The 25908-nt window shown below is 56.4% G+C and carries 21 protein-coding genes and 1 tRNA gene; 14 read left to right on the forward strand and 8 right to left on the reverse strand.

Annotation, left to right across the window (positions count from 1 at the left end):
- Nucleotides 1–353: 353 nt before the first annotated feature.
- The 3 genes from VEG30_13165 (at nt 354) to VEG30_13175 (ending at nt 3075) form a co-directional block, all read left to right on the forward strand.
- Nucleotides 354–905: a 2'-5' RNA ligase family protein gene (locus tag VEG30_13165; protein ID HXZ80875.1), complete on the forward strand. Its 552-nt coding sequence runs from the start codon at nt 354–356 to the stop codon at nt 903–905.
- A 416-nt stretch (nt 906–1321) separates the two neighbouring features.
- Nucleotides 1322–2587, forward strand: a complete 1266-nt coding sequence (locus VEG30_13170) for a nucleotide sugar dehydrogenase (protein ID HXZ80876.1) — start codon at nt 1322–1324, stop codon at nt 2585–2587.
- A 413-nt stretch (nt 2588–3000) separates the two neighbouring features.
- Nucleotides 3001–3075 (forward strand) — tRNA-His (locus VEG30_13175).
- 140 nt (nt 3076–3215) lie between these two features.
- On the opposite strand, the gene VEG30_13180 is transcribed toward VEG30_13175, so the two are convergent.
- Nucleotides 3216–4547: an anaerobic C4-dicarboxylate transporter gene (locus tag VEG30_13180; protein ID HXZ80877.1), complete on the reverse strand. Its 1332-nt coding sequence runs from the start codon at nt 4545–4547 to the stop codon at nt 3216–3218.
- 12 nt (nt 4548–4559) lie between these two features.
- Nucleotides 4560–5951 (reverse strand): aspartate ammonia-lyase, encoded by a 1392-nt coding sequence (aspA, locus tag VEG30_13185; protein HXZ80878.1) that lies wholly within the window; start codon nt 5949–5951, stop codon nt 4560–4562.
- 324 nt (nt 5952–6275) lie between these two features.
- On the opposite strand from aspA, the gene VEG30_13190 reads away from it, so the two are divergent.
- Nucleotides 6276–7346, forward strand: coding sequence for a type II asparaginase (locus VEG30_13190; protein HXZ80879.1), 1071 nt, complete (start codon nt 6276–6278; stop codon nt 7344–7346).
- Between the two features lie 100 nt (nt 7347–7446).
- A complete protein-coding gene (locus VEG30_13195) occupies nt 7447–9156 on the forward strand; it encodes a hypothetical protein (GenBank protein ID HXZ80880.1) in 1710 nt (569 codons plus the stop codon).
- Nucleotides 9157–9244: 88 nt separating this feature from the next.
- Here the strand turns inward: VEG30_13195 and VEG30_13200 are convergent, their stop codons facing one another.
- Nucleotides 9245–10660, reverse strand: coding sequence for a PP2C family protein-serine/threonine phosphatase (locus VEG30_13200; protein HXZ80881.1), 1416 nt, complete (start codon nt 10658–10660; stop codon nt 9245–9247).
- Between the two features lie 328 nt (nt 10661–10988).
- Here VEG30_13200 and VEG30_13205 point away from each other — a divergent pair, with 328 nt between their 5' ends.
- The 5 genes from VEG30_13205 (at nt 10989) to VEG30_13225 (ending at nt 17731) form a co-directional block, all read left to right on the forward strand.
- Nucleotides 10989–12407 carry a DcaP family trimeric outer membrane transporter gene (locus tag VEG30_13205; protein ID HXZ80882.1) on the forward strand — a complete coding sequence of 473 codons (1419 nt, stop codon included), beginning with the start codon at nt 10989–10991 and terminating at the stop codon, nt 12405–12407.
- 38 nt (nt 12408–12445) lie between these two features.
- Complete coding sequence (glsA, locus tag VEG30_13210; GenBank protein ID HXZ80883.1) at nt 12446–13504, forward strand: glutaminase A; 1059 nt, start codon at nt 12446–12448, stop codon at nt 13502–13504.
- A gap of 91 nt (nt 13505–13595) precedes the next feature.
- The gene (locus tag VEG30_13215) at nt 13596–15188 is read left to right on the forward strand and encodes a hypothetical protein (GenBank protein HXZ80884.1); all 1593 of its coding nucleotides are present in this window, start codon (nt 13596–13598) and stop codon (nt 15186–15188) included.
- 50 nt (nt 15189–15238) lie between these two features.
- Complete coding sequence (locus VEG30_13220) at nt 15239–16324, forward strand: amidohydrolase family protein (protein ID HXZ80885.1); 1086 nt, start codon at nt 15239–15241, stop codon at nt 16322–16324.
- Between the two features lie 165 nt (nt 16325–16489).
- A complete protein-coding gene (locus VEG30_13225) occupies nt 16490–17731 on the forward strand; it encodes a zinc dependent phospholipase C family protein (protein HXZ80886.1) in 1242 nt (413 codons plus the stop codon).
- A gap of 30 nt (nt 17732–17761) precedes the next feature.
- Here the strand turns inward: VEG30_13225 and VEG30_13230 are convergent, their stop codons facing one another.
- Nucleotides 17762–18844: an AI-2E family transporter gene (locus tag VEG30_13230; protein ID HXZ80887.1), complete on the reverse strand. Its 1083-nt coding sequence runs from the start codon at nt 18842–18844 to the stop codon at nt 17762–17764.
- Here VEG30_13230 and VEG30_13235 point away from each other — a divergent pair.
- Entirely contained in the window at nt 18843–19031 is a 189-nt protein-coding gene (locus VEG30_13235) for a hypothetical protein (protein ID HXZ80888.1), read from the forward strand. The genes VEG30_13230 and VEG30_13235 overlap by 2 nt on opposite strands.
- On the opposite strand, the gene VEG30_13240 is transcribed toward VEG30_13235, so the two are convergent.
- The 4 genes from VEG30_13240 to VEG30_13255 form a co-directional block, all read right to left on the reverse strand.
- Nucleotides 19018–20028, reverse strand: coding sequence for a DUF2950 domain-containing protein (locus VEG30_13240; protein ID HXZ80889.1), 1011 nt, complete (start codon nt 20026–20028; stop codon nt 19018–19020). The two genes, VEG30_13235 and VEG30_13240, sit on opposite strands and share 14 nt — an antisense overlap.
- A gap of 21 nt (nt 20029–20049) precedes the next feature.
- The gene (locus VEG30_13245; protein HXZ80890.1) at nt 20050–21450 is read right to left on the reverse strand and encodes a DUF3300 domain-containing protein; all 1401 of its coding nucleotides are present in this window, start codon (nt 21448–21450) and stop codon (nt 20050–20052) included.
- 214 nt (nt 21451–21664) lie between these two features.
- Nucleotides 21665–22285 (reverse strand): hypothetical protein, encoded by a 621-nt coding sequence (locus tag VEG30_13250; protein HXZ80891.1) that lies wholly within the window; start codon nt 22283–22285, stop codon nt 21665–21667.
- 22 nt (nt 22286–22307) lie between these two features.
- Complete coding sequence (locus VEG30_13255; protein HXZ80892.1) at nt 22308–22922, reverse strand: hypothetical protein; 615 nt, start codon at nt 22920–22922, stop codon at nt 22308–22310.
- 223 nt (nt 22923–23145) lie between these two features.
- Here VEG30_13255 and VEG30_13260 point away from each other — a divergent pair, with 223 nt between their 5' ends.
- From VEG30_13260 to VEG30_13270, 3 genes are all read left to right on the forward strand, one after another.
- A complete protein-coding gene (locus VEG30_13260; GenBank protein HXZ80893.1) occupies nt 23146–23838 on the forward strand; it encodes a potassium channel family protein in 693 nt (230 codons plus the stop codon).
- 305 nt (nt 23839–24143) lie between these two features.
- Nucleotides 24144–25325: an efflux RND transporter periplasmic adaptor subunit gene (locus tag VEG30_13265; GenBank protein HXZ80894.1), complete on the forward strand. Its 1182-nt coding sequence runs from the start codon at nt 24144–24146 to the stop codon at nt 25323–25325.
- Nucleotides 25326–25327: 2 nt separating this feature from the next.
- Nucleotides 25328–25908: efflux RND transporter permease subunit (locus tag VEG30_13270; GenBank protein ID HXZ80895.1), on the forward strand; the 581-nt coding region annotated here is incomplete at its 3' end.

The following is a 25908-nucleotide window of genomic DNA, read 5'->3' on the forward strand; positions in this document are numbered from 1 at the left end:
GCCCATCCCGTTAGATCCGCGATAGCCGATAATAGCTCCCGTTCCCTATCCACCCCTCCCTCCCGCTCCTGCGTCGAGCAGGGCGGTGTATCACTTTTCCCCTTTATATAAGCCTTACCCCGCATTCGTTTGACCGCGCTCGCAACTGGTCCGTAAACTGGTCGGCCCATGCGCTGGCCCGGTTGTATATAGGGGTGCGGTAGAACTGTCGCACTCAAGGCAACAGAGGGCCTGCATGGGCCGCCCTGCAAGTTGCTGTGAACCAAATTGCAATCCCGGCTGTAACCTTCCTGTAGCCTTGAACTTCAGACCAAAGCCTCCATCTCACCACTGGCGATATAATCTTAAGTGCAATGCCGGAACCGGAATACGCGCTGGTCGCGTATATCAGAAACTCCCTGGGTAAGTGGGTTGAAGATTTGAGGCGAGAGCTACACCCGCCTCACGGGCATCTGCCCGCGCACATCACGGTATTGCCTCCCAGGTGTCTGCGGGGCACGGAAGCGCAGGCGCGCGAGCAGGTCGAGCAGGCATGCCAGAGCGTGGTCCCCTTCAGTGTGGTTCTCGGCGATGTCGAGCACTTCCTCCCGGTCACCCCAACGGTGTTTATTCGCGTGGCCCGGGCCGGATATCGGCTGCGCGAGCTGCACGACCGGCTCAACACCGGCCCGCTGGCGTCGGAGGAGCAGTGGCCATATATGCCGCATCTGACCATTGTTAAGGTCGATACGGTGGAGGATGCGCAGGCGGCGGCCAAGATAGCCGCTCAGCGCTGGGCGGAATTTCCCGGACCGCATGCCGCGCAAATCGAGGAGCTCACCTTTGTCTGTCAGATGCCGGGCAGCAACCGCTGGCAGGATCTGGCGCCTTTTCCCCTGGGTCCGCGGCTGGCGTCGACGCGATAGATAAAACCCCCACCTCTGCCTGTCATTGAATGCTCAGAGAAATCGGGTAAATCGGACAAATTTGAAGCAACCCCCAGTAGCCAGCACTGAGCGTTCAGTCCAACTGGGAAGCAACTGCAGATACCTCCTCGGGCTGGGCCCTCCTGGTGATGACAAGCCGGGAACCTTGTGCGGTGAGCTTGCAGCCGATCCGGTTTGCAGTTGGCGAAGACCGCGGACAGGAGTGTCCGCGGCACACGAACCGGCGGCACACGAACCTCTCCACCCCGCCGGACATGGCCTTTTGGCCCGTACATGTCCCACCGCCGCATTGCCAATGAACCTGTTGGAACGTTAGAAAGGAGGGGTCCCAAGACTGGCGAAGCCCTCCCCTCTGGTTGTTGCCATGTTTCCCGCAGATGCGGGAAAGGAAACATATGCAGATCAGTGTCTACGGTTCAGGGTATCTGGGAAGCATCATCTCCGCCTGCCTGGCCGACTTCGGAATGCCGGTGACCTGCTTTGACGAAGACATCGACCGCATCCGCGAGGTGGCGCAAGGCAACATTCCTTTCTTCGAGAAGAATCTGCAGGAGGTCATCCGCCGCAATGTGCGGGCGGGCCGCCTGTCTTACTCCACCGATCTGGCCTCGGCGGCGGCGAAATCTCAGGTGACATTTATCGCGGAAGATACGGCCAGTGGCATTGAAGGACTGGCGCTGAAGATCGCGCAGCTGTCGCAGCCGCGAACCCTGTTGGTGCTCAGCAGCCCGGTGCCGGTGGGTACGGCCAGCAAACTGCAGAAACTGATGCAGGAGCAGGGACGGATCGTAGCGATCGTTTCGCAGCCGCTGTTTTTTACGAATGGGTGCGCCATCGAAGACTTCAATTGGCCGGACCGCATCCTGCTGGGCACGAACTCGGCTGACGCGGTGATGATCCTGAAGCAACTCTATCGCCCGCTGGTGATGCGGGGAGTGCCGGTGATCGTTACCAATCACGAGACGGCCGAGTTGGTGCGAGAAGCTTCCACGGCGTTTGTAGCCACGAAAATCGCGTTCATTAATGAGCTTGCCAGCCTGAGCGAGCACGTGCACGCCGATGCTACGGACCTGGCGCTGGCGCTTGGCCTGGACAAGAAAATCGCGCCGCGCTGCTTGCAGCCGGGTGCGGGTTTCGGCGGGCCCTTTGCGGAGTCTGACCTGGATTCACTGGCGCAACTGGCTAACGGCAACGGGGTTTCACTGCGTATCGTTTCGGCGGCACGCGACGTCAACCGCACGCTCGCCGATCGCCTGGCGGACAAGATCTCGCGGATGGTAGTGAACATTCAGGGCAAGGAGCTAGGGATCCTGGGACTGGCATTCAAGCCCAACACGAATTCGATTGCCGGTTCGTCGTCGATCCTGCTGGCACGTACCCTGATGGAGAAGGGCGCGCAGGTTCGGGCGTACGATCCGGTGGCCATTCCGGAAGCGCAGTCGCAGATCGAGGGCATCCGCTACTGCAATTCGCCATATGCGACTGCCGAGGGATCGGACGCGCTGGTGGTGGGCACGGGCTGGCCGGAGTTTCGCGCGCTGGATTTCGATCGCATCAAGAAGCTGTTGAAGCAGCCGATCATCGTGGATACCAAGAACCTGCTGGATTCGGTGCGGCTGCGCTCGATGGGGTTCCAGTACGTGGGCGTGGGGCGGGCGTAAGAGGCACGGACCCACCCTGTCGCTCCAAAGAGCCTGAGCGACAAGGGTGGGCACCCAGAGCTTAGATCTAAGAGTTTGAGTTGGTGCCGCGGGCCGGGGGGCTCGAGGCGCTACGAGCAGCACAGGAGCCGGGAAATTTCGGCTCCTGTGCTTTTTGATTTAGAAAAGCAGCATCGGAATACCCACCTAACGAAAAAGACAGGTCCTATCCGACTGGATACATCAACCAGATTGGAAGAATTCAAAGTCGAGTCTGGCGTAGAAGCAAAATTGCGTCCAATTCCGAATTCTCATTGGCCATTAGCTGGGCCTATGGTCTGCCCATTGAGTTGAGGCTCGGCCGGTTCTGACACAGCGCAGTGCGGATTGTTATAATCGCGGTCTACGCTGTGTTGGGCGGAAAGCCCAGTGTGGTGCCTGTAGTTCAGCGGTGGAACGCCGGACTGTGGCTCCGGATGACGTGGGTTCGAATCCCACCAGGCACCCCAACTTCCCAACAACTTGCTCCGACGAGTTTTGGCCCGTGTGCTGGCGACACTTGATCGGCCATTTCGGTGACAGTTGCAGATGCCCTCAACGAAGGCCCAGCGGGACTCTGCTGTTCTCCCTTGCCTGCACAACGGTATGGTTAGAGCACAATCACCGCAATGGCAAATCCGATTGCTATCGAGGACACAGTTGCGACCAGCCCGGGAAGCATGAAACTGTGATTCAGAATGTATTTGCCGATCCGGGTGGTGCCGGTTTGATCGAAGGAAATGGCGGCCAGCATCGTGGCATAGGTGGGAAGGAAGAAATATCCGTTGACGGCCGGGAAGAGAGCAATCAAGAGTGGTGCCCCCAGCCCCATGGCAATCCCGGCAGGCATCAGGGTGACCACGGTGGCTGCTTGGCTCGACAACAGGATGGAAAGCAAAAATAGGCCGATGCCGAAGATCCAGGAATGCTGCTGAACCAAACCGGAGATGCTACGGAGGATGAACTGGCGGTTGCCCTCAAAGAACGACGACCCGAGCCAGCCCAGGCCAGCAATGGAAATAAGTGCGACCACGCCTGCATTCATGATGCTGCCTTTTACCGCCTCGCTTGGCGACGCGTGAAACAGGAGCAGGTTCACGCCAGCGGCTGCCAGCATAAGGATCATGATTGCCGGCGCCATCTCGATTTGTTCGACGCTTTCTCCTCCTCCGGTGGGTACCGAGTAGGTCGGACGCATCGATGGGAATAGCCCAAGTGCCACGACCAAGACTGCCGTCAGCAGGAACACGATTACGGATCCGCGTGCACGCTTCAGACTCGAGCCCTCAAGCACCACTGCTGACGCCGATGGCTTGATCAACCCTTTCGCCAGCTTATCCTGATAGACCGGATCATCGTTCAGTTCAGGTCCTTTCCACATGACCGCCAGTGCCCCTAAGAGGCTGCCCAAGAATGTCGAAGGTACGCTGATCAGGAGGATGGTCTTCAGGCCAACGCCCGCGGGACTCAGTAGCCCCAGCAGAGCGACGGTTGCGGCCGAAATCGGGGATGCGGTGATGGCTTGTTGCGAAGCGATGGTCGCGATTGACAGTGGGCGCTCCGGTCGAACGCCGGCGCTCCGGGAGACTTCCGCAATTACTGGTAACAGAGCGTATACGATATGGCCTGTACCGGCTGCAAAAGTGAAGACGTACGCGATAACCGGTGCCACTAAGGTGATTCCGGCGGGCCAGATCCGCAAGGCACGGTCTGCAATGACTACGAGGTAATCCAAGCCGCCGGTTGCCTGCATGGTTGCGGCTGCTGTAATGACGGTAAGGATCATCCCGAGGACGGTGCGTGGTGGCATTCCAGGTGTGAGGCCGAAGATAAAGACGAGAACGACCAATCCCATGCCTGCCACGGTCCCAAGGCCAATTCCGCTCAGGCGAGCGCCTACAAAAATGCAGCCGAGAACAACCGAGAGTTCCAGCCAGATCATTTGCGCGCAGCCTTACGCAACTCTGCTCCCAGTCATCACCTTAGGATCAAGAACAGTCTGGATCTGCGCCTCCGATAGAAGCTTCTTCTCGCGCACCAACTCGACGATCCCTCTGCCGGTTTTCAAAGCTTCGGCGGCAAGTTCGGTGGCCTTTTCGTATCCCAAAAGAGGATTAAGCGCGGTTACTACTCCGATGCTGTGCTCAACGTACTTGCGGCAAACGTCGGTGTTAGCGGTGATTCCGTCGACGCAGTGCTGCCGGAGGGTATCCGCAGCGTTCATGAACATCGTTTGTGACTCGAGTATGCAAAAGGCGATGATCGGCTCCATGACATTGAGCTGCAATTGCCCAGCCTCTGCCGCAAGCGTTACCGCAAGGTCATTGCCAATAGCCTTGAAGCAGACCTGATTCACGACCTCTGGAATCACGGGATTCACCTTGCCCGGCATTATGCTTGATCCCGGTTGCATGGCCGGCAGATTGATTTCGCCCAGTCCGGCGCGCGGGCCTGATGAGAGAAGCCGAAGATCATTGCAGATCTTCGAGAGCTTGATGGCCAGACTCTTCAGAACGGAGGAAAGAAGAACAAAAGGCTGCGTATCCTGCGTGGCTTCCACCAGGTTCACCGGCAGTGTGATGGGCTTGCCGGTGATCTTTGCGAGATGCGCGACGCACGCCTCCGCATACCCTTTGGGCGCGTTCAGGCCGGTACCGATTGCGGTTCCACCCATGTTGACTTCGTAAAGAACATTCTCTACTCGCTCGAGTGCCGTAACTTCGTTATCCAAACTTTCTGCGAAGGCGTGGAACTCCTGGCCCAGTGTCATGGGAACCGCATCCTGCAACTGCGTGCGTCCCATCTTGATTACGTCACGAAATTCGTTACCTTTACGATGAAAGGCCTCAATAAGCTTACGCAGTTGTCCCACCAGCCTGGAATTCAATAGAAAGATGGCAATGTGCAACGCTGTGGGATAGGCATCATTTGTGGACTGCGAACAGTTCACGTGATTATGGGGATCGCAGTGCTCATATTGGCCCTTCTGAAATCCCATAAACTCCAGCGCCCGGTTCGCAATCACTTCATTCGCCGCCATGTTAGTGGAGGTGCCGGCGCCGCCCTGGATCAGGTCCACCTTGAATTGATCGTGCAATCGACCATCGATGATCTCCTGGCATGCCCGCTCGATGCCATGGAGAATCCGCTCGTCAAATTGGTTGCAATCGTAGTTCGCCCGAGCAGCGGCCAGTTTCACGATCGCCAGTGCCCGAATCAGATCGGGATATTGTGAGATGGGGACGCCAGAAATCCGGAAATTCTCCATTGCGCGGTCAGTCTGAACCCCGTAATAGGCGTCGTCCGGAATCGACCTTTGGCCAAGAAGATCATGTTCGATGCGCATAGATTCCTCCGGCGGGACAGCCAGTTGTGTTACTGGTCGCCCTGTGCGTCATGCTATTGAATGACGGAGGTGCCGGCCAACTGTCAAAACTTGCAGTCGGCCCTGGACTCCATAGCTCTCGTGCCCCATGCCTCGGCGCCAACGGTACGTGACCGTTGAGTCAGAAGGCCGGAATCGAAGTGACCGGGAACTAACCTCAGGGCACATCCGTCTGGTAAAAGTGACAGTTTCAATCGGTTGCAACCGCTGTCATCGTTTGCAGTGGAGACATTCCTGCTTGTCTGCTTCTGACAACTCAATGTCGGCCAAAAAAGAGGAAGCACTATGAAAAGACAGTACGCCCTTTCTTTTACGCTAGTCCTGATTTTTGCAATCGGCGTTTCGCAGCGATCTGTTGCGCAAGGGAACCTTCCTAACATTGTGATCCTTGCGACAGGCGGGACCATTGCCGGCGCGGCCGCAAGCGGAACGCAATCGGCCTACACTTCAGGGGCTGTGACAATTGATGCGATGCTGGCCGCGGTGCCGGGCATTAAGAATCTCGCCAACATCAAAGGCGAACAGATATCCAACGTTGGATCGCAGGACATGACGCTGGAGATCATGCTCAGCACTGCCAAACGTATCAATGCATTGCTCGCTCAGAATGACGTCGCTGGTGTGGTTGTTACTCATGGCACAGACACCATGGAAGAAACGGCGTTCTTCCTGAATCTGGTGGTGAAGAGTGACAAGCCTGTGGTCCTGGTTGGCTCCATGCGGCCTTCGACGGCAGTCAGCGCCGATGGACCACTGAATCTCTTTAATGCGGTTGGTGTGGCGGCCGATCCGAATGCTCGGGGCCGTGGCGTCCTGGTATTGATGAATGACTGGATTCACGGCGCACATTCCCTCACCAAGACCAGCACCACGGCTGTCCAAACATTCATGTCACCGCTTCGTGGATTAGTGGGGGTTTCCAGTTATGGCAAAAATGATTTCTATAACAGCCCGCACTGGAAACACACAATGACGAGCGAATTTGATGTAGCTAATGTCACAGCCTTGCCTCGCGTCGACATTCTCTACGCCTACGCTGACATGGCTGCGGATCTGATCGATGCCTCCGTTGCGAATGGCGCAAAAGGAATCATCATCGCAGGGGTAGGCAATGGCAATATGAACAAAGCATCCGTGGAAGCCGCGGCGAAGGCTGCCAAGAAAGGTGTCGTGATCGTCAGGAGCAGCCGCGTGGTTACTGGAACGGTTGGGAGGAACGTAGAAATCAACGATGACGAGATGAATTTTGTCGCGTCAGACGAACTTAATCCTCAGAAGGCTAGAATTCTATTAATGCTGGCTCTACTCAAGCCAAGGCCCACAAGCGAGATACAAAATCTGTTTTATTCCTATTAGCTAGGCACCACGCCGCAGGCGAAGGAATTGCCTCATCCCTCAGAGGGAGTGGCTCTCTTTGAAGGAGAGGACGGCGTGATCAGCATCGAAAGGGAAATGGATGACACTGGAACGACTTGGTGTTTTTCTGCACGGGTATCCCTTATTGTGTCTGTTCCTAAGTATCTTTCTGGGACATATCATCGGGCGCGTTCATTTCAAAGGTGTGGGCTTCGGAGTTGTGGTCGGTACGCTGATTGCCGGCATTCTGATCGGCATTGTGGGGAAACCGGAACTTCCCGAGTTGTTGCGCTGGGCGTTCTTCTACCTGTTCCTGTTCTCCGTTGGTTACGCCGTGGGCCCGCAGTTTTTCGGGAGCTTGAAGAGGGAGGCATTACCGCAGATCGCACTGGCGGTGATAGTGGCGGTAAGCGGGCTTGCCGCAGTAGTTGGCGTGACAGCGGCATTCGGCTTCGACGAAGGCATTGCCGTCGGCTTGCTATCAGGAGGCATGACCCAGTCCGCCGCGCTCGGTACTGGCCTCAGCGCGATCGCAGACCTGCCGATTACGGAGCAATCGAAAGCGAAGCTCATGGCGAACGCCCCGGTTGCCGATGCGATTACATATGGATTTGGAGACCTAGGCCTGATCCTGTTCCTGACATGGCTTGGCCCGAAAATCATGAGAGCGAATCTGAAGAGCGAGGCGAAGGAGTTGGAGAATAAGCTCTCCGGGGGCAAGGCCGGCGTCCAGAGATGGGGCGGCGCGCCTTATGCTTTCCGGGCCTACCGCGTGGAGAACGTGCATGTCGCCAGCTCGACGCTCGCTGACTTGGAAGAGCATTATGCCGACGCACGACTATCGGTACAGCGCGTCCAGCGGGGAGAGGAGCGGCTCGTTCTGAACCCCGCCCTCGAGTTGAAGGTTGGTGACCGGGTGGTGGTCTCCGCTCAACGCAAGGCGTTCGTCAATGCCATGAAGGACATCGGACCGGAGGTTGACGACCTCGCCCTTTTGTCGGTGCCCGTCAAGGCGTCTGCGGTCGTGATTACCAGCAGAGAGGTAAACGGCAAGACACTTGGCGAACTTGCGCAAGACCCGCAACTGCGAGGTGTGTATCTTGATTCGGTGCAACGAGGCACGGAGCTGATTCCCCGTGAGCCTTGGACGGTAGCGCAGCGCGGCGACATTGTGCAGCTCGTGGGCGCGCCCGATGACGTCGAACGAGCTGGCAAGTATATCGGTTTCGTTGAACGCGATCTGTCGAGGACCGATCTTATGTTCCTAGCCGGAGGGATTTGTATCGGAATACTGCTGGGACTGCTCAAGCTCAATGCCGGAGGAATCGCTCTAGGCCTCGGAACAGCGGGCTCAATCCTTGTGATCGGTCTCGTAGCCGGATGGGCGCGCAGCCGGCGTCCAGTCTTCGGTTCGATACCTGAACCAGCGCAGCGCCTGCTCATGGACATTGGCCTGATCGTCTTTATCGCAGCGGTCGGATTGCAGGCCGGCCCACATGCTGTCGAGGCTTACGTCAGAAGTGGGACCGCCTACTTCAGCACCGTACTCCTTGCCGGGATGGTCGTTACAACGGTGCCGCTCGCCGTAGGGACGGTGGCCGCGCGATATGTCCTAAAGATGAGCCCGCTCATGATCCTTGGAGGCCTCGCTGGAGCACAGACGTGCACCCCCGGCTTGACGGCATTGCGAGAGGCGAGTGGCAGCAACGTCGCGTCGCTAGCTTATACCGTGCCATACGCAATCGGAAATATCTTGCTCACGGTATGGGGCCCAGTCCTGGTGGCTGTTGTGCACGCGATGCGCGGTTAGTGTGCCGGATATCATCACCGCATCACCGCGATAGGGGCTGCCAACTGTCAAAGCGAGACAGATGCCGAGTGAGGGAAGAGGGTTATCATCAATTCGTCTCATGCGTTCGCTTAATGATGACAGCGGTCAGATCGTCCTGCTGCTTGGTTCCGCCGGAGAATTCCACCACCGCCTGGTAGAGTGCCTCAATAATTTTCGAGGGCGGGCATTCGCGAACCCGCCGAACGACTTCTTCCAGCCTCTGTGGGCCGAACTGTTCACCCTGGGGATTTTCCCATTCGTACAAGCCATCCGTTGCCAGCACGAGTAAGTCTCCTGGACTGAGGTCGAGGAAACAAGGCGGATCAGAGTTGAATATCGGCATGAGGCCAAGGGGCAGTCCTTGAGCTCCCATCGACTCGATCCGGTCTTCGCGCAGCAAATAAGTAAAGAGCGGACCATGGCCAGCCGACAGGAGTTCCACGCGCGAACTGCCTGGCGTGCAAATTGCAGCCACCAGAGTGGCAAAACGACCGGGAGTCAAATCCTGCGAAAGTGCTGTATTGATCCGATCCATTGCCGTGAGCAGGCCATCCTGGATGCTGAGATTGGCTCTCACATAGGCGCGACAAACTGCTGCAAGCATGGCGGGACCCAGGCCATGTCCAGTTACGTCCGCCAGTACCACCACCAGTTTGCCATTCGGAAAAATCTGCCAATCATAGAAGTCACCACCTGTCTCATCCGCTGGAAGATTCCATCCCGCCACATCAAATCCCTTGACCGCGGGCGCATTGCTGGGAAGTAACGATTGCTGAATCGAGCGAGCAACTTTCATGTCATGTTCCAGGCGCTCCATCTGGCGTCTGGTTTCCGCCTCGCGCAGAGCGGCATTAACATGACTTCGGACCTCTCGCGCTACGGCTGCGGCAACTCCTCCGGCTACCAGGAATTCCAACGCATAACTGAACACCGTTCGCTCGGGAGACTGGATGGACGCGTGTGTGTAAAGCATTGGCCTCCAGCCGAGATAATAAGACGCGCACAGATACGATCCGGCCGCGACAAAACCGGATAGAACTGACGCCCAGGGATTCAGATGCAGGACGGAAAGGATGATGAAAAGAAAGAACGTGAGTGCCAGAGGATTAGCAAGGGGTCGATATGCGGGCGCAATTACCGAGCCAGTCAAGAATGCGATACCCAGGGCTGGGAGTGATGTCTCAATAATGATGTCGCCGATCCAGGCGAACCTGGGAAGGCTGCGGCCTCCGCGCAGCGCGCGTCTTACTGCATAGAGCACGACCACTTCGTACAGCACGAAAAAAGCCACGAATATCAGTTTGGCAAACAAATGTGCCCGATCTTCATGCGCGTGCAGCGCAAGCATTCGCGCAGTCTGAAGCAGGAGAATCGTGAGAACCGCGGCTACGACAACTATGCCGCGAACCAGTTCGCTCTTAAGCTGTGCGTGGCGGAATGCAGCCGATTGAATCTGCGGCACGATCGGAGTCTCAGTGTTCACCGTTCACCTCACCCTGCTTCTTTCTTTAACAATCGCGGCGTCTAATGAGCCCCGAGTTTGCGCGAAGGCTGGCGATATTGGCGTCTCCCTGATTCGGCCTGGTGCGAATGAAGGTGATGTCCCACATTGGACCTCGGAATAGTTCTGCGCGATGCCACAAGGCCCGAACAACGAAGCTGCTGACAAAAGCCGCGAAGAATGCCTGGCACAATTCATGATTGCCCCCTGGTTGAGCTGGACTGTAGGCGCCACCATAAATCAAGACTGGCAGAATTGACAGTTATAGCAATGCATCGTGTTCCCGCATGCTGGCGCCATCGGAGAAACGATGCCAACCCATCGAAGATTTACGGTGTTCTGCGCGACGGGCACACTGATCCTTCTGTCTCTGATCACGCCCGCCTTGGGCCAGGTAAGTACGCCACAGAGTCCAGATCTGCAGCAGCTTGTAGACAAGCTCCAGCGTCTCGAGCAAGAGATGCAAGAGATAAAAGGACAGATCAGGGCGGTCCAGCAAACCCAGAAAGCGAACGCGGAAATCGTCACGCAGGCTATGCAGATTCAGGTCACCCAGGACACTCCCAAAGCTCCTGCCGAGCGTCCACCCGCTGAGGAAGAAAAGAAGACCACGCTGGATCTTTACGGATTTGTGATGCTTGATGCGGGATACGATTTCAAGACGAATGACCCTGACTGGTTCGACGTGGTGCGGCCCACGAAGTTGCCCTCCTTTTCCGGCCAGTTTGCGCCGGATGGAAAAGTGTACTTCGGTGTCCGTCAAACCCGCTTCGGCGTAAAGACTGGCACGGATACGCCGCTCGGCAAACTAAAAACTCAGTTCGAGTTTGAGTTGTTCGGGACGGGCGTCGACGCCGGCCAGACGACGTTCCGCCTGCGTCAGGCGTACGGCGAGCTGGGACCGTTCGGGGCAGGACAGACGTGGAGTCCATTCATGGATCCCGATGTTTTCCCCAACACGCTTGAGTATTGGGGACCCACCGGTATGGTTTTCTTCCGAAACATCCAGTTTCGCTGGATGCCGATTCGCAGCGACAACACACGCCTAACATTTGCGGTCGAGCGGCCCGGCGCCAGCGCGGACGGTGGTGTGTATGCGGGCCGTATCGAGTTGCAAGGAGTGCGACCCAAGTTCGACTTGCCGGACTTTTCGTGGCAGGCGCGCTTCATCCGGAGATGGGGCTATCTCCAGGTGGCTGGCATCTTCCGCAAGATCTCCTGGCAGGACACAGGGAATGCGAGTCCATTTCCGCTGGGCCGGGACGTTCTGGGCTGGGGAATCAACACCAGTTCCAATCTAAAGCTGAGCAAGAAAGATATCGCGAGATTGCAAGTGGTGTACGGCCGAGGCATTCAGAACTACATGAACGACGCGCCGATTGACATCGGTGTCAAGAATACCGGGAACCCGAGCCGGCCCATCGAAGGTATTCCGCTGCCGGTGCTGGGGGTGGTGTCGTTCCTCGACCATACCTGGAACGATCGCTTCAGCAGTTCTGTCGGCTACTCGCTGGAGAACATCGATAACTCCAATGCCGAGCTGCCCGCGGACTTTCACCAGGGACACTACGCAATTGGAAACCTGCTCTTCCACCCTATCCCCAAAGTCACCATGGGCAGCGAATTTCAGTTCGGAAGACGGGTGAACTTCAGCGACGGCTTCAATGTGAACGATTACCGACTGCAATTCGGATTCAAATACGACTGGGGCAAGAGCTTTGAGTTCTGAAGTCAGGGCACCAAACGAGCTTGATTCGAGGGGAGACTATGCTGATCGCCAATACGAAGTCTTTGAATCGACTGATCGCCACGGTTCTGACCATTCTCGTCCTAACTCCACTATCGGTCTCGGCCCAGACTGCGCGAAGTCCGGTTGCACCAAGGCGAGAACTGGTCGAGCAAGTCGTACGAGAGGCTTATGACAAGTTCAAAACGGACACCAGCGGGAAGAATGCGGATTACATCCCTTATCTCGCGCAGGTCGACTCCAAGCTATTTGGGATTGCGATCGTCACCACGGACAACCAGGTCCTGACGCTGGGAGACGTGAAGTACTCATTCTCGATCCAATCCATCTCCAAGGTCTTTACCCTCGCTCTGGCAATGGAGGAACTGGGTCCCGAGGCAGTGTTTCAGAAGATTGGCTCAGAGCCTACAGGCCGGCCATTCAATTCTCCATTGGCGGTGGTCGACATGCCAACTCACACGGGGAACCCGCTGGTGAATGCTGGAGCGATTGCAACGACAAGCCTGATCTCCGGCAAGGACGCTGAAGAGAAATGGAACAAGATCCTGAACTTCTACAGCAAAGCGGCAGGGGAGAAGCTGTCTCTGATCGACGAGGTCTATAAGTCGGAAGCTGCGACCAATACAGGTAACAAGGCGCTCTCGATGCTGCTCGCCAAATACGACCGCATCTATGCCGATCCGTTCCAGTCCGTCGACATCTACACCAAGCAGTGCTCGGTCGGCGTGAATGCGGTTCAACTCGCTCGCATGGGAGCAACCTTGGCCAACAACGGGGTGAATCCGGCAACCGGCGAACAAGTGATAAAGCGCGAGGACATCCCACACATCCTGAGCACGATGGCGATGGCTGGCTTGTATGACGGCTCCGGCGGCTGGGCCTGGCATGTTGGTCTACCCTCAAAAAGCGGGGTCGGTGGAGGCATCGTCGCCATCGCGCCGGGTAAGGGTGCCATTGCGGTATTCGCTCCTCCTCTGGATGAGGCCGGAAACAGCGTGAAGGCACAGAAGGTCATTGACTATGTGACGGAGAGGCTGAACTACAACCTCTATTCGCCGAGTTCAGTTGGCTTGAAGTAGCAAGCACATTTATTGGTGGCGGGGAAAGTAGACGGACTCACCGCCAGCGATGATCTTCGGCTCGAGGCATGACGACCTCAGGAGTGCGCAAGTGATCTGCTTCCGTAGACGATCCATGCTCTGTTGCTTTGTGCTTATCCTTGGAGTGAGCGGCGGACTCGACAGTGCGCTCGCTCAAAACGGCACTTCGGAAAATGACAAAAAATCAGGTCTGGATACTGTCGAGGTGTTGAAGCAGGTTGACAAACTTGTAGAGCAAAACCGCCAACTCGAGAAGGCGAATCGTGAACTCATGGATGAAATTGGCGCACTTCGACAGGCGCTCGCAGAAAAATCCCCGGCCGAAAGCGGCTCCGTTCCTGAACATGCCCGAGCCAGCGCGCAGCAGTCAACACGCGAGGTCGCCGTCACTACGCCACCACAACAGGAAGTTGTCACGGAGAGCCGAGGTTCTGAGGCCGATTCCGAAACACGAGAGCCCGAGGAGTCCAAGCTGTGGGGTAGCTACACTCCGAACCGCGGTTTTCGGATTGCGAATACGGAGCATGGCGATCTGAACCTGAGTATCTACACCTATGTGCGTTATCTGAACCAGCTGGGACTGGATTCGACATATACGGACGCTTTCGCAAACCTAAAGAACATCCAGAGGCGGCAAGACTTTCAGATCCAGAAAGTACAGATCAAGTTCCTCGGCTGGTTGTTCGATGAGAAGTTCCGATACTTTCTTTACGCATGGACCTCCAACGCCTCCCAGGGGTTGGGGGCGCAGGTCGTACTGGCTGGAAACGTCAACTATACCTTCAATAAGCACTTCAATCTCGCGGGCGGCATCACTTCTTTGCCGGGCACACGCAGCGTCGAAGGCAACTTTCCATTCTGGTTGGGCGTGGATACCCGGCTGATTGCTGACGAATTCTTCCGCCCCTCCTACACCTCCGGAGTCTGGGCAAGGGGCGAGATTGTAAAAAAGCTCAATTACCAAATCATGTTAGGCAATAACCTCAGCACTCTCGGGGTGAGCGCAGCTCAGCTCGACAATGGACTGAACACAGTCGCCACGGCACTTATCTGGAATCCCACGTCCGGTGAATTCGGCTCCGGGTTTGGTGATTTCGAGCATCACGATATTTTGGCAGCTCGCCTTGCCGCCCACTTCACCCGGAGCGACGAGACCAAACAAAGCCAACCCAATAACGACCAGTTTGAAAACACACAAATACGCCTGGAAGACGGTAGCGTCATTTTCACGCCGAATTTGTTTGCTCAAGGAACCACGGTCAATACCGTCACCTACAAGATGGCGGCGTTCGACGCTGGACTCAAATATCGCGGGCTGTCTCTGGACGGCGAGTATTTCTTGCGTTGGCTTGACCACTTCACTGGTCCCGGGACAGAAGCTCTAGCTGCTATCTTCTCTCACGGTTTCCAGATGCAAGGGTCTGTCATGATCGTGCCCAAGACAGTGCAGGCGTACCTTGGCGGTTCAACCGTTCACGGAAAATATGGATCACCGTGGGATTTTCGCTCGGGTGTTAACGTCTTCCCCTGGCACAACAAAGTCGTGCGCTGGAACTCGGAGTTCCTGTACGTCAATAAGTCACCTGTCGGTTACACATCTGTTCCATTTGCCCTCGGCGCAACCGGTCCGATCTTCCACACGAACCTTGAATTGGCGTTCTGAGCGAAGCGTCATTCACGAGATCGCGAGGTCAAAAGAATAAGAGGTTCAGGATGGCCCACATAAAATTCCGAGCTGGCAGCGTCAGTCCACTATTGGTTTTCGCGTTCGTCACAACTCTTGTCCTAACTTGTACGCATTGCCTGTCGCAGTCGCAGCCTGAGTTGAACGACGTTCACTTCCATCTTACGAACTATATCCAACAGGGCACGGATATCCATGATTTCGTCAGGATCATGGGAACTAAGGTTGGCCGTGTGGCTGTGTTTGGAATTCCCCTGCAGCAGGAATGGTCCTATGAGAACTCCGGCGATTTTGCACCCACCTATTATCTGCAGACCGACGCACCCTTGTATTACTACTCCTTCACCGATGCCTACATTGCGATGGCGTATCGCTCCCTTTCGAAGCAGGAGCAGGCGCGCTTTGATCCGATGATCACCGGCTTCAATCCCACAGATATGTACGCTGCGGATCACATTCGACGGGTTCTACAAACATTTCCGGGAGTTTTCTCCGGTATTGGGGAATTCACGATTCATAAGGAGTTCGTCTCTGCCAAGGTGAGCGGGGGGACCGCCTCCCTGCGGAATCCTGCTCTCGATCGCATCCTGGACTTCGCTGCCGAAGTTGGGCTTGTGGTGCTCATTCACAATGATATGGACGTGCCCTTCGCAAAGGAGGGCTCGCCTCCCGCCTACCTGGATCAAATGAAGGCTGTCTTGAAACGACATCCGAAGACGACGATCATCTGGGCGCATACCGGAATGGGAAGGATCGTTCGTCCGATTCAGGGTCACGCGGCCACGATCGAAGCGATATTGCAGGATCCTGCCTTCAGTCACGTCAATTTCGACATTTCATGGAACGAGGTGGCGAAGTACCTTGTGGCGACGCCGGAGAGTACCAGGATTAGCGCTGACCTTATGAATCGTTATCCTGATCGTTTTCTGTTCGGAACAGACGAGGTGGCGCCTTCGACACAAGAGCAGTACCTAAGGGTGTACTACCAGTATGCCCCGCTCTGGCAACTCCTGACTCCAGCCGCGCGTGAAAAGATCACCAGAGGCAATTACGAGCGTATCTTTGATGAGGCTCGAAGAAAGGTACGCGCCTGGGAGGACGTAAACGCCAAGTAGTGTACCCGCGTAGCCCGCGTCCTCCGTTAATGAGAAGACCCCTCTGCAAACTCTGATGATGCAATGAGAATAGGATCAATGCTGTTGGACCAATTACAGGCGCGTCTCCGTGGAGAAAAGACATCCGCACGAAGTCTGTCTGTATTTCGCTCTTGGTGTGGATTTTTGATTGTTGGATTTCTGCTGGGAGTCTCCGGTGTTCCCAATTGTGCGGCCTACTCCGTTCTTACACATGAAGCTATCGTCGATGCCGCGTGGAAGGACAGCATCGAGCCAACTCTTTTGAGGCGATTCCCCAATGCCACAGCGGAAGAACTGCTGCGCGCCCGCGCCTATGCCTATGGGGGAGCAATTATCCAGGACCTGGGTTATTACCCTTTCGGCAACCGATTCTTCAGCGACCTCACGCACTATGTCCGAAGCGGAGATTTTGTTTTCGCCTTGATCGAAGAATCCCGAGACCTAAATGAATACGCATTCGCGCTGGGCGCAATGTCACATTACGCTGCCGACAATTCCGGGCACGGGCTTGCCACCAACCGAGCGGTGGCGCTGATGTACCCCAAATTGGAAAAGAAGTACGGTCCGCAGGTCACGTATCAGGAAAAGCCGTCGGCACATATGAAAGTGGAGTTTGGCTTCGATGTGGACCGGGTGGCCAAAAGCCATTACGCACCGGAAGCCTACCACGACTTTATCGGCTTTGAGGTTTCAAGGCCGCTCTTGGAAAGAGCCTTCGCTAGAACCTACTCGCTCGATCTCTCGAATATCTTTGGTCGGGTGAACCTGGCCATGGGCAGCTACCGCCACGCCGTTTCCACAGCCATTCCCCGCATGACGAGAGCGGCATGGCATCTTAAGAAAGACGAGATTCAACACAGCGATCCCAGCGAGACCAAGACAAAATTCATCTACAACGTTTCCAACGCCGACTATCGAAAGGACTGGGGTGAGGTTTACGAAAAACCAGGCTTCTTTGGCCGCCTACGGGCGTTCTTCTGGCGCATCGTGCCCAAGATCGGACCCTATAGTGTGCTCGCATTCCATCCACCCACACCCGCTGTCGAACAGCTCTACATGCTCAGCTTTAATGAGACCCTCGACCACTATCGGGCATTGCTGCTTGCACAACGGGAAGGCCAACTCCAACTACCCAATGAAAACCTGGACACGGGAGAACTAACCGCAGCAGCTGACTATAGGCTTACGGACGAAGCTTACGCCAAATTGTTGAACAAAACGTATGGCAAACCTATTTCAGACTCTCTGCGCCAGGATTTTCTTGCTTATTACTCCGATCTCGAAAAGCCCTTTGCAACCAAGCGGAATTCGAAAGACTGGCACGAGCTCGTCAAAGAGTTGGATTCCTTAAGAGTAACTCCTGTGGCTGCTACCTCCAGTCGGTGAGAGGGCGTGAGGGCTTGTTTTTTTTAATCTTCAGATGCCGGGCTGGGCCGCCGTAGGCCCCTCGAGCCATGCCAGTAACAATTTGTAACCGACCGACAAAACGACTGCACCGACGAAGAGACCGATAATGCCCATCGCCATAAATCCACCAATCGCGCCCAAGAAGACCACAACGATGGGAACGGCAGCACCTCGGCCCAGCAAGAGCGGCTTCAGTATGTTATCCATCAGGGCGACGATGATGCACCAAACTAGAAATGTGACAGCCTTGGTGGTGCTCGCGATCGTAAACACGTAGGCTACTGCGGGGATTAGTACAAGCGGGCCTACTTGAAGTACCGCAGCGAAAAGAAAGATCATCGCCCACAAGCCAGCACCTGGCAGACCCACCACCAGAAAACCAAGACCTGCGAAAGCTGATTGGATTACGGCGACGCCGAGAATGCCACTGGTAACGCTGCGGATAGTGGATCCGACCAGATCCTCGACCTCGGGGCCGTTATTTTCGAAGAGGCGGTTAACCAAAGAACGGCTGACCTTTGCAGCGCCATCGGCACTGGCAAGGAGAACTCCGGAAACCAAGATAGACAGCACGAATTGCAGCACACTCAGGCCGATGCCGGCGGAGACTGAGAGTAATACCGGAATACTGGATTTGATCTGGGGAGTGAACCTCTTCAGGACTTCGCCAAGATTGGTGGAAGCTGCCGTCCACAAGGTTTTCAAGGGACCACCAATGAGAGGCCAGGTTTCTATGCGGGCGGGCGGCAACGGAACGGTGAGAGTTCCATCCCTAAGGTGGCCCGCTAGACTGTGGATGCCCTCGACAAGGGTCTGTGCCAACAAAACCACCGGAACAATCAGGATGCTCAAGAGAAGAAGGGTCCAAATCACAGCCACGAGTACTCTGCGTCCGCCGAAGATTCGCAGCAGCTTTCCGTAGCCGGGGTAAGAAGCGATCGCGATGATGATGCCCCAGGCAATCAGGGGAAGGAAGGGCCGCAGGATCATAAGAGAAGCGGCAGCCATCACAACCACCAGACTGATCTCAATGAACGCTCTGAGGGCCTGGTTCGTGTGGGTCTTCTCAACCGCTGATTGTTCAAGAGCCATGGCTGAGTCCTCCCATGTAATCGGAGGAGGTGGTCTCCGTACACGGAGCCCGGATGACGTTCACCGTGGCGCAATTTTCAAAGTCGTGACCGATGAAATTCGCGCAATTAAATTCGAACTTTCCTGTCCGCCCGATCCCAGTGGCGACTACTACGTAATCGTGCAGACCGAGTTCAATTTCCGGTGACCGAATCATTCACGGGCCATTGATCGAAGGTCGGTCGCCAAGTCTTGTCTGGGTTATAGCGCTCCATGTTTTTTACAATGTTCAGGGAGTCAGGCCCTAAGTCTTTTTCATACACAATCCCGTCGTAGCTGACCATGAATGTCTTGACGCCAGTGACGCGATATTCCGCCGGAACTGCAACCAGGGCGAATCCACCGATCATAGCTCCCTCGATCACGTAATCGAGTTGTCCCAGCGGGGCGGCAGGACCCTGTCCCTTTAGCACTTTGAAGTAGTAGCCGTGATAGGGTTCGCGCTTGCTCGAGTAGCCTTCCTGAATAGCACGAGCGATACTCTCGCTGATCGGACCGCCCGGCGTGCCGTCCGCATTTACCCAGTACAAACCATCGCGCTTACCGGGTGTGCTGATGATCTTTTGCGCGTATTGGTTGACGCCGGAATTGTCGTGGATCTCCTCGGCGTACTCGTTCTGTGCTTCCACGAATCCGCGGCAGACCTGGATAGCGTCCAATTCATTGGCTCCGATACGCCGCAACAGTATCTCCTTGTGGCCGGCTTTCGTTTCGAAATACCACTTGCCCGCCGCGTTCTTTACTATCGGGACCGGGAGCGGCCAATCATCATTACCGACTATCAGAATAGCTCGCGCCTTGTTTTTGGGGTCGAGGCTGACCACATTCTTTTCTTTTGCCTTGGCAGCGAAGGCAAGCGCGGCGTTCTTGTCGCGAACAGGATCTGCGGAAGAAACAAAGTCTTCCCCCTGCGGCCCGAAAATCTGCAGCAAGGTGGAAACATCATAATCGCCCGTCGCCTGGATCAGAGCGTCCGCCGCTTGTTGCGGACTACTAAACGTCTTTTGTTCCGGCGGCGGGGATGAGGACGGCTTATTTGACTGCGGCTGCGCATACCCAGAGATCGCCAGGACACAAAACAGTGCGGCGGCCAGGAGCGCGAGCAGAGCTTTCGACAGACTGCCGATTAATAACGTTGTTTTCATACCCTTCTCCCTAGCCATGACTTATCTCCGGCGCCCGCCACCGCCGCCGCGACGGCCACCGCCACCACCCATGCTGGAAGCGCCACGCGAGCTGCTCGCCCGTGCGCTGCTCCCGCTGAACCCACCAGAGCCACCGCCACCGAAGGCGCTGTTGCCGCGCGATCCGCCGCCATCGGAAACGCTGCGGTTACCGACGCGGTCTCCCCCACCGCGGCTCATATCGCTTACTCCAGCTCCCGAACTGCGGTTACTCACGTCCCGCCCACCGGCACTGCGGTCGTTCAGGCTTGCCTGTTGTCTATTCCCCGCACTGCGGTCACTCACGCCGCCCTGTTGCCGGCCGCCCGCAGTTCGGTCGCTCACGCCCGCCTGTTGTCGTCCGCCTGCAGCGCCGCGGTCACCCGTGCCTGCCTGCTGGAAACTGCCACGCTGACCCTGGTTCTGGCGCGCATTCGCCTGCCGGTTCGCCAGTGAGTCTCCACGCGCTGTGCCCCCATATTTGTTTGCTAAATCCCGATTTGCATAGGGAGCTCCGCCGCGGTGCTGCGGATTGTGCTGCCACTTGCCCCCCGCGTTCGCACCGCCGCGCGCTGGCTGGTTCGCCGGCCGATTTCCGCTGCCTACGTTGGTGCGGTTGCCTCCGCTTATGTTCGAGTTGCGATTGAAATTGTTGTTGTTGTTGATGGTGATGTCGTTGTTGCCACCCCATCCGCAACCCCAGCCCCAGCCGCCACCCCAAGCCGCTCCCATCGCCACGCCGACGCCAAACGAGATCGCCATACCTGCGGCGTAATAGCCCGGCGGAGGATAGTAAATTGGCGGATAAGGATAGGCAGGAGCACCGTACACCACCGTCGGGTTATAGCTGGGAACGTAGACTACCTCGGGGCTGGCCTGCTGAACAACGATCACCTGCTTGCTTTCAACGACTTTGGTTTCGATTTTCTGCTGCTCGTTGGATTTCAGATTCCCCGAATCTTGGGCCTTCTTGCGCATACGCTGCACGGCGTCCATCACGTCACTCTGTTGTGCAAGGAAGGCATTTCCCAGATCGGTGGTCCACTGGATGTCGCTGGCCAGCCGCTTAACCACGTCCGGCAGAGCGGCCATAGCCTGGACGCTTGGATCCCAGGGCTGCTTCGACACCGCATCCACCAGCGCCTTGTCCTTGAGATTCTTGTTCTTCTCCAGCCACTGCTGCAGCTGGATAATTTCGAGCGGATACGTAGATGCCGCCAGCGTCTGGGCAAGCAGTGGGTCTGGATATAGCGCAATCGGGGCAACCAGTGAATCCAGTTGATCAGGAGGGAGTTTCGCGGACGCCTGATCAGCTGGAGCGGCTGGAGCGGCTGCCTGCTGTGGGGAATTTGCCAGCACAACCACATCAGCCGGCAACATCAACACCGCACAGATGACGGCCACGAGGCTTCGAATGGAACGAAAGCAGAGTCCTGACCAAATGGATCTCGGTTTCATGGTGAATGTCCTTCCCGGCTCACCGCTATAATCGCGCTTGATTGCCACACCCTCCCGCAAGCGAAAGCGAGCAGGACGGAGCAATGGGTGAGTTACAGTGTCCACTTCCGCTAGGTCACAAGTCAGCGACCGACACCCAACCCATCGCACCCGGGCAACACTACTGTGCTGCCGGAAGGGCGACGGGGTGTTCCAATTGAAACTCGAGCAGCGATTCGCTGGGCACCGACACCTGTTTCCCGCCGCTGGCAGCCGACAGCGCCGTTCCGGCGGCTGCCCCGGAAAGAGCACCAATGGCTGCGCCTGCTCCTCCGCCTGCAATTCCGCCAATGAGTGCGCCTAGCCCGGTGCCGCCAACAACTCTCCGTGCCGTCTTCTTGCCTTTACCTTCCGACCTGACAACATAATCACTGGTCATGAGCGGATACGCCGTGCCGTTGATCACGATATCGGTCAGCTCAAGGGTGAGTTCGGCGCCGCCTGACATCCGGCCGGCCTTTTCGGCTGTATTCAACCGGCCATACACCGTCGACCCTCTGGGAGCGACCACCATGTCATCCACCTGCAGATTTGTCTCCAGGCTGGCGGTGAAGCGATATCCCACCTGTTGTTTGCTCGAATCCACGCTGTCGATCATCCGGATCAGAATGCGTGTTCCGGCAGGAACCGTAACCTTCGGGACCTGCGGTAGTGGAGCTGCCAGCGCAGGAATTGTGATCATTAAAGCAGTCGAAATCAGGCTCGCAAACAAAGCTGCGACGCGAACGATTGCATGTTTCATGTCTCTCTCCTTTTTTCGGAGTCTATGAACCCTCTGCAGCTAGCGGCAACGAAGATGCAATCCGCAGATCAATCAGCATGAGCAGCTGATCTTCAATCTGCACAAATCGGGCAGCTTCAATAGCTCCCAGCGCCGCCTTGACGCGGCCGTAGTATTTCACCAGAAGCTCGCCACGCTGCTTGCGAAAGTTCAGGCCGCTCTGAATCAACTCGTCCGCCTTGGCGTCGGTCATTTGGTCGTAATTGCGCGCGTATTCCTTAATGTTTGCGACCCTTTGATTGTTGAGCTTGTTTAGTTCCGCGTCGTACTCCTGGTAGATCGGCCAGAATTTCGCCGCCTGATCCACATCCAACTGCATGACCGCGCCCATGATCTGGGCTTTCTGCTGTCGAATGTCGGTGCGCAGGAGGTCGATATACTCCTGGATGTTCTTTTGCTCCGTATTGGTTTCGGCAGAAGCTGCGGCCGGTTTTCCTGTCGTTTGTGATTGCGCCATTCCCGGTGCGAATGCCGCCAGAGAAAACGCACAAAACAACAGCAGCGGGAGCCTCATTACGATTCGTTTGTTCATCTGATTTCCTTCTCCAAAATCACGCAGCCTGAGAGTCATGTTCTGTTCGATGAGTGTGTCAGCCACCTTTCAAAGCTTCCTTCTAGGGCATGAATAAGTATTTGCCAACTGGCAACTTTGACAGTCCCGAATATGCAGGGCCATCGGCTAGCTACGGCGGTGGCGGGCCTTTAGCGCCGCCTGGGTTGGAGTCTGGTTGCGCCGGCCGTCTCGCATTCAGTCCGCCTGTCAGTTTTGACGGTTCCCCCCTGACTTTGGGGGCTCTAGTCTTGCCTGGGAAACTCGCGGAATGACTAAGCCTTTCGAAGTTTTCTATCGCTTTTGGCTGACCGAGTGGAGCCTGTCCGCACTCACGGCAACCCTGGTGATTTACATCTTTGCGATCTATCCATTGCACGACGTGGGCTGGGTCGGACGAATTGTGAGAAGCATCTTTTTTACCCTGTTACTGATTTCCGGTGTGGCCGCCGTCGGACGCATCACGATCCGTTCCCTGCCGGTCATAGCAATCATCACCCTGACTGTACTCGTGGATTGGGCTTCGCTGGTCCAATCCGGCGAAGCCCTGGACATTCTCGAACGAGCGCTATTTCTCTTATCCCTGACAATCCTTGCGGCTATCGTGCTTGCTCGTGTATTTGCCGCTGGTCGGGTAAATATCCACCGCATTCAAGGAGCGATCTGCGCCTTCCTTCTGCTCGGACTGATGTGGGCGACCGCCTACGGCATCGCCCAAATTGTTCACCCGGGAGCGATTCAACTCCCGCCGTCACATACAGGAAGCGGCAAGCCGGGGTCGGAGTTCATCTACTACAGCTTCGTTACCCTTACCACCCTCGGATATGGAGACATGATTCCGACGATCCCGGCGACGAGGTCTCTGGCCACGTTAGAGGCATTGGTAGGGCAACTTTACCCGGCGATCCTGATTGCTCGGCTGGTGTCGCTTGAGTTAAGCGATCGAGAAAAGGCGAAGAAATAGCGGTCTTCGGCCGTGTCTCCGCCAGGGGGCCCGGAGGTGGCCTCGTGAACTTGCTGGGTGATTTTTTTGCGAACTGTAATTTCTACCAGTTTGCCATTGAGGCGTAGAGGGTCTAAGCTTACGCGCTATCCAGCAGACTTTCGGTAGCATTGCCGAGTCAGACTGACGGTTTGTCTAAACAAATTCTCGTGGCTCTGTGACTCCTGAGCCTCAGGAGTGTGTCAATGCGATTCAGTCACGATCTTCTCTTGTTCTCTGAAGCTTCCCTCTCATCCTTGGAGCGGCACCTATCAGCTAATTTCCCAATGCTGCAGCGTTGGATCGCTGCCGCGCTCGCTTTGCCTGTATTGCTGGCGTCGCTTGGTTGCGAAAAGAAGGAAGTGGCTGCGAAGCCGAGCCCCCCCGAAGTGGTGGTGGCCAACGTCGTTCAGCAGGACGTTCCTATCTACGACGAGTATGTCGCGCAACTGAATGGTCCGGTCAATGCCGACATCACGCCTAAAGTGCAAGGCTATTTGCTCAGGCAGAACTATCAGAATGGCTTCTACGTCAAGAAAGGCGAGCTTCTTTTTGAGTTGGATCCTCGCCAGTACCAGGCGGATGTGGAGCAGGCCAAAGCCCAACTAGCTGTGAGCCAGGCCAATCTTGCCAAGTTCGATGCTGACGTCCAGCGCGACACCCCGCTCGCCGCTCAACAAGCGATTCCCCAAAAGGACCTCGATACTGATCTGGCCAATCAGGCGGCCTCGAGGGCGGAGGTTCAAGCCAGAAAGGCAGCCCTGGAGAATGCACAACTGAATCTGCAGTGGACCAAGATTTATTCGCCGGTGGATGGCATCGCTGGTGTAGCGAATTCCCAGGTTGGCGATCTGGTGGGCACCAGCACCAAAATGACTACCGTCTCGCAAGTGAATCCTATTTGGGCCTACTTCAACGTGAGTGAAAACGTCTATCTGAGCTTCGCAGCAAAAGTGACCGGCGTTATCACCGGCAAGGTCAGCCGGACAGCGTTGAACAGGGTGCCCATTGAGTTCATCCAGGCCAATGAAGTGCCGTATCCCCAGAAGGGTGTCGTCATTTATGTCAATCGCCAGATCGGCACGCAAACCGGCACCATCCAGATGGCTGCCGAATTTTCCAATCCTGACGCCGTTCTTCGTCCGGGAGGTTACGGCCGTGTTCGCGTAAGAGTCGGCGAGTACAACAAAGCCCTGCTGGTTCCACAACCGGCCGTGATCGAAGTGCAGGGGCAGTACCAGCTCATCGTGGTCACGCCCGAGAAGAAGGCGATGTTCCGGCCCGTCAAGGTGGGTGACCGGGTTGGGCCCAACTGGGTCATCACGGAAGGATTGAAGCCCGGCGAGCAGGTGGTGGTCGAAGGCATTCAGAAGGTTCAGATGGCTGCCGGAATGGCGCCGCAGCTGGCTAAGGAAGGTATCCCTGTCGCGCCGAAGCCGTACGTAGTAACTGCCGGCGGGAGCAACTGATCATGTCGAAGTTCTTTATCAATCGGCCGATCGTCGCGATGGTCATTTCCATTCTGATGGTGCTGGTCGGTGTTGTCTCGATGCTGCGCCTGCCTACTGCACAGTTCCCTAACATCGCCGACCCAATGGTCCAGGTAAAGGCCACCTACCCCGGCGCGGACGCGCAAACAATCGCCGAGTCGGTCGCCACTCCCATTGAACAGCAGATGTCAGGCGTCAGCGGCATGAACTACATGTACTCGTTGAGCGCCAGCTCCGGCGGAGGAATGACGCTGTACGTGGACTATGCCCTCGGCACCGATATCAATACCGACCAGATTCTTGCTCAAATGCGGACCGGGCAGGCGAACGCACAATTGCCCAGCGAGGTAAACCAGCAGGGCGTGATCGTGCAACCAGGTACCACGGCGCCCTTCATGCTGCTCGACCTCTACTCCTCTACCGGCGCGTATGACAACGTTTTTCTGGCAAATTACGCCATCATCAACTTGCAGTATGCGCTCACACGGATCTCAGGAGTCTCTCAGGTTCAGATCTTCGGCGCCGGGCCCTACGCGATGCGTATCTGGGTGAATCCTGATCG

It is taken from the genome of Terriglobales bacterium (assembly GCA_035624455.1).
Taxonomy (GTDB): Bacteria; Acidobacteriota; Terriglobia; order Terriglobales; family Acidobacteriaceae; genus DASPRM01.

Coding starts and splice junctions, on each gene's coding strand:
- VEG30_13165 (HXZ80875.1), top strand. CDS start 354: ATGCCGGAACCGGAATACGCGCTGGTCGCGTATATCAGAAACTCCCTG.
- VEG30_13170 (HXZ80876.1), top strand. CDS start 1,322: ATGCAGATCAGTGTCTACGGTTCAGGGTATCTGGGAAGCATCATCTCC.
- VEG30_13180 (HXZ80877.1), bottom strand. CDS start 4,547: ATGATCTGGCTGGAACTCTCGGTTGTTCTCGGCTGCATTTTTGTAGGC.
- aspA (HXZ80878.1), bottom strand. CDS start 5,951: ATGCGCATCGAACATGATCTTCTTGGCCAAAGGTCGATTCCGGACGAC.
- VEG30_13190 (HXZ80879.1), top strand. CDS start 6,276: ATGAAAAGACAGTACGCCCTTTCTTTTACGCTAGTCCTGATTTTTGCA.
- VEG30_13195 (HXZ80880.1), top strand. CDS start 7,447: ATGACACTGGAACGACTTGGTGTTTTTCTGCACGGGTATCCCTTATTG.
- VEG30_13205 (HXZ80882.1), top strand. CDS start 10,989: ATGCCAACCCATCGAAGATTTACGGTGTTCTGCGCGACGGGCACACTG.
- glsA (HXZ80883.1), top strand. CDS start 12,446: ATGCTGATCGCCAATACGAAGTCTTTGAATCGACTGATCGCCACGGTT.
- VEG30_13220 (HXZ80885.1), top strand. CDS start 15,239: ATGGCCCACATAAAATTCCGAGCTGGCAGCGTCAGTCCACTATTGGTT.
- VEG30_13235 (HXZ80888.1), top strand. CDS start 18,843: ATGGCTGAGTCCTCCCATGTAATCGGAGGAGGTGGTCTCCGTACACGG.
- VEG30_13230 (HXZ80887.1), bottom strand. CDS start 18,844: ATGGCTCTTGAACAATCAGCGGTTGAGAAGACCCACACGAACCAGGCC.
- VEG30_13240 (HXZ80889.1), bottom strand. CDS start 20,028: ATGAAAACAACGTTATTAATCGGCAGTCTGTCGAAAGCTCTGCTCGCG.
- VEG30_13250 (HXZ80891.1), bottom strand. CDS start 22,285: ATGAAACATGCAATCGTTCGCGTCGCAGCTTTGTTTGCGAGCCTGATT.
- VEG30_13260 (HXZ80893.1), top strand. CDS start 23,146: ATGACTAAGCCTTTCGAAGTTTTCTATCGCTTTTGGCTGACCGAGTGG.
- VEG30_13265 (HXZ80894.1), top strand. CDS start 24,144: ATGCTGCAGCGTTGGATCGCTGCCGCGCTCGCTTTGCCTGTATTGCTG.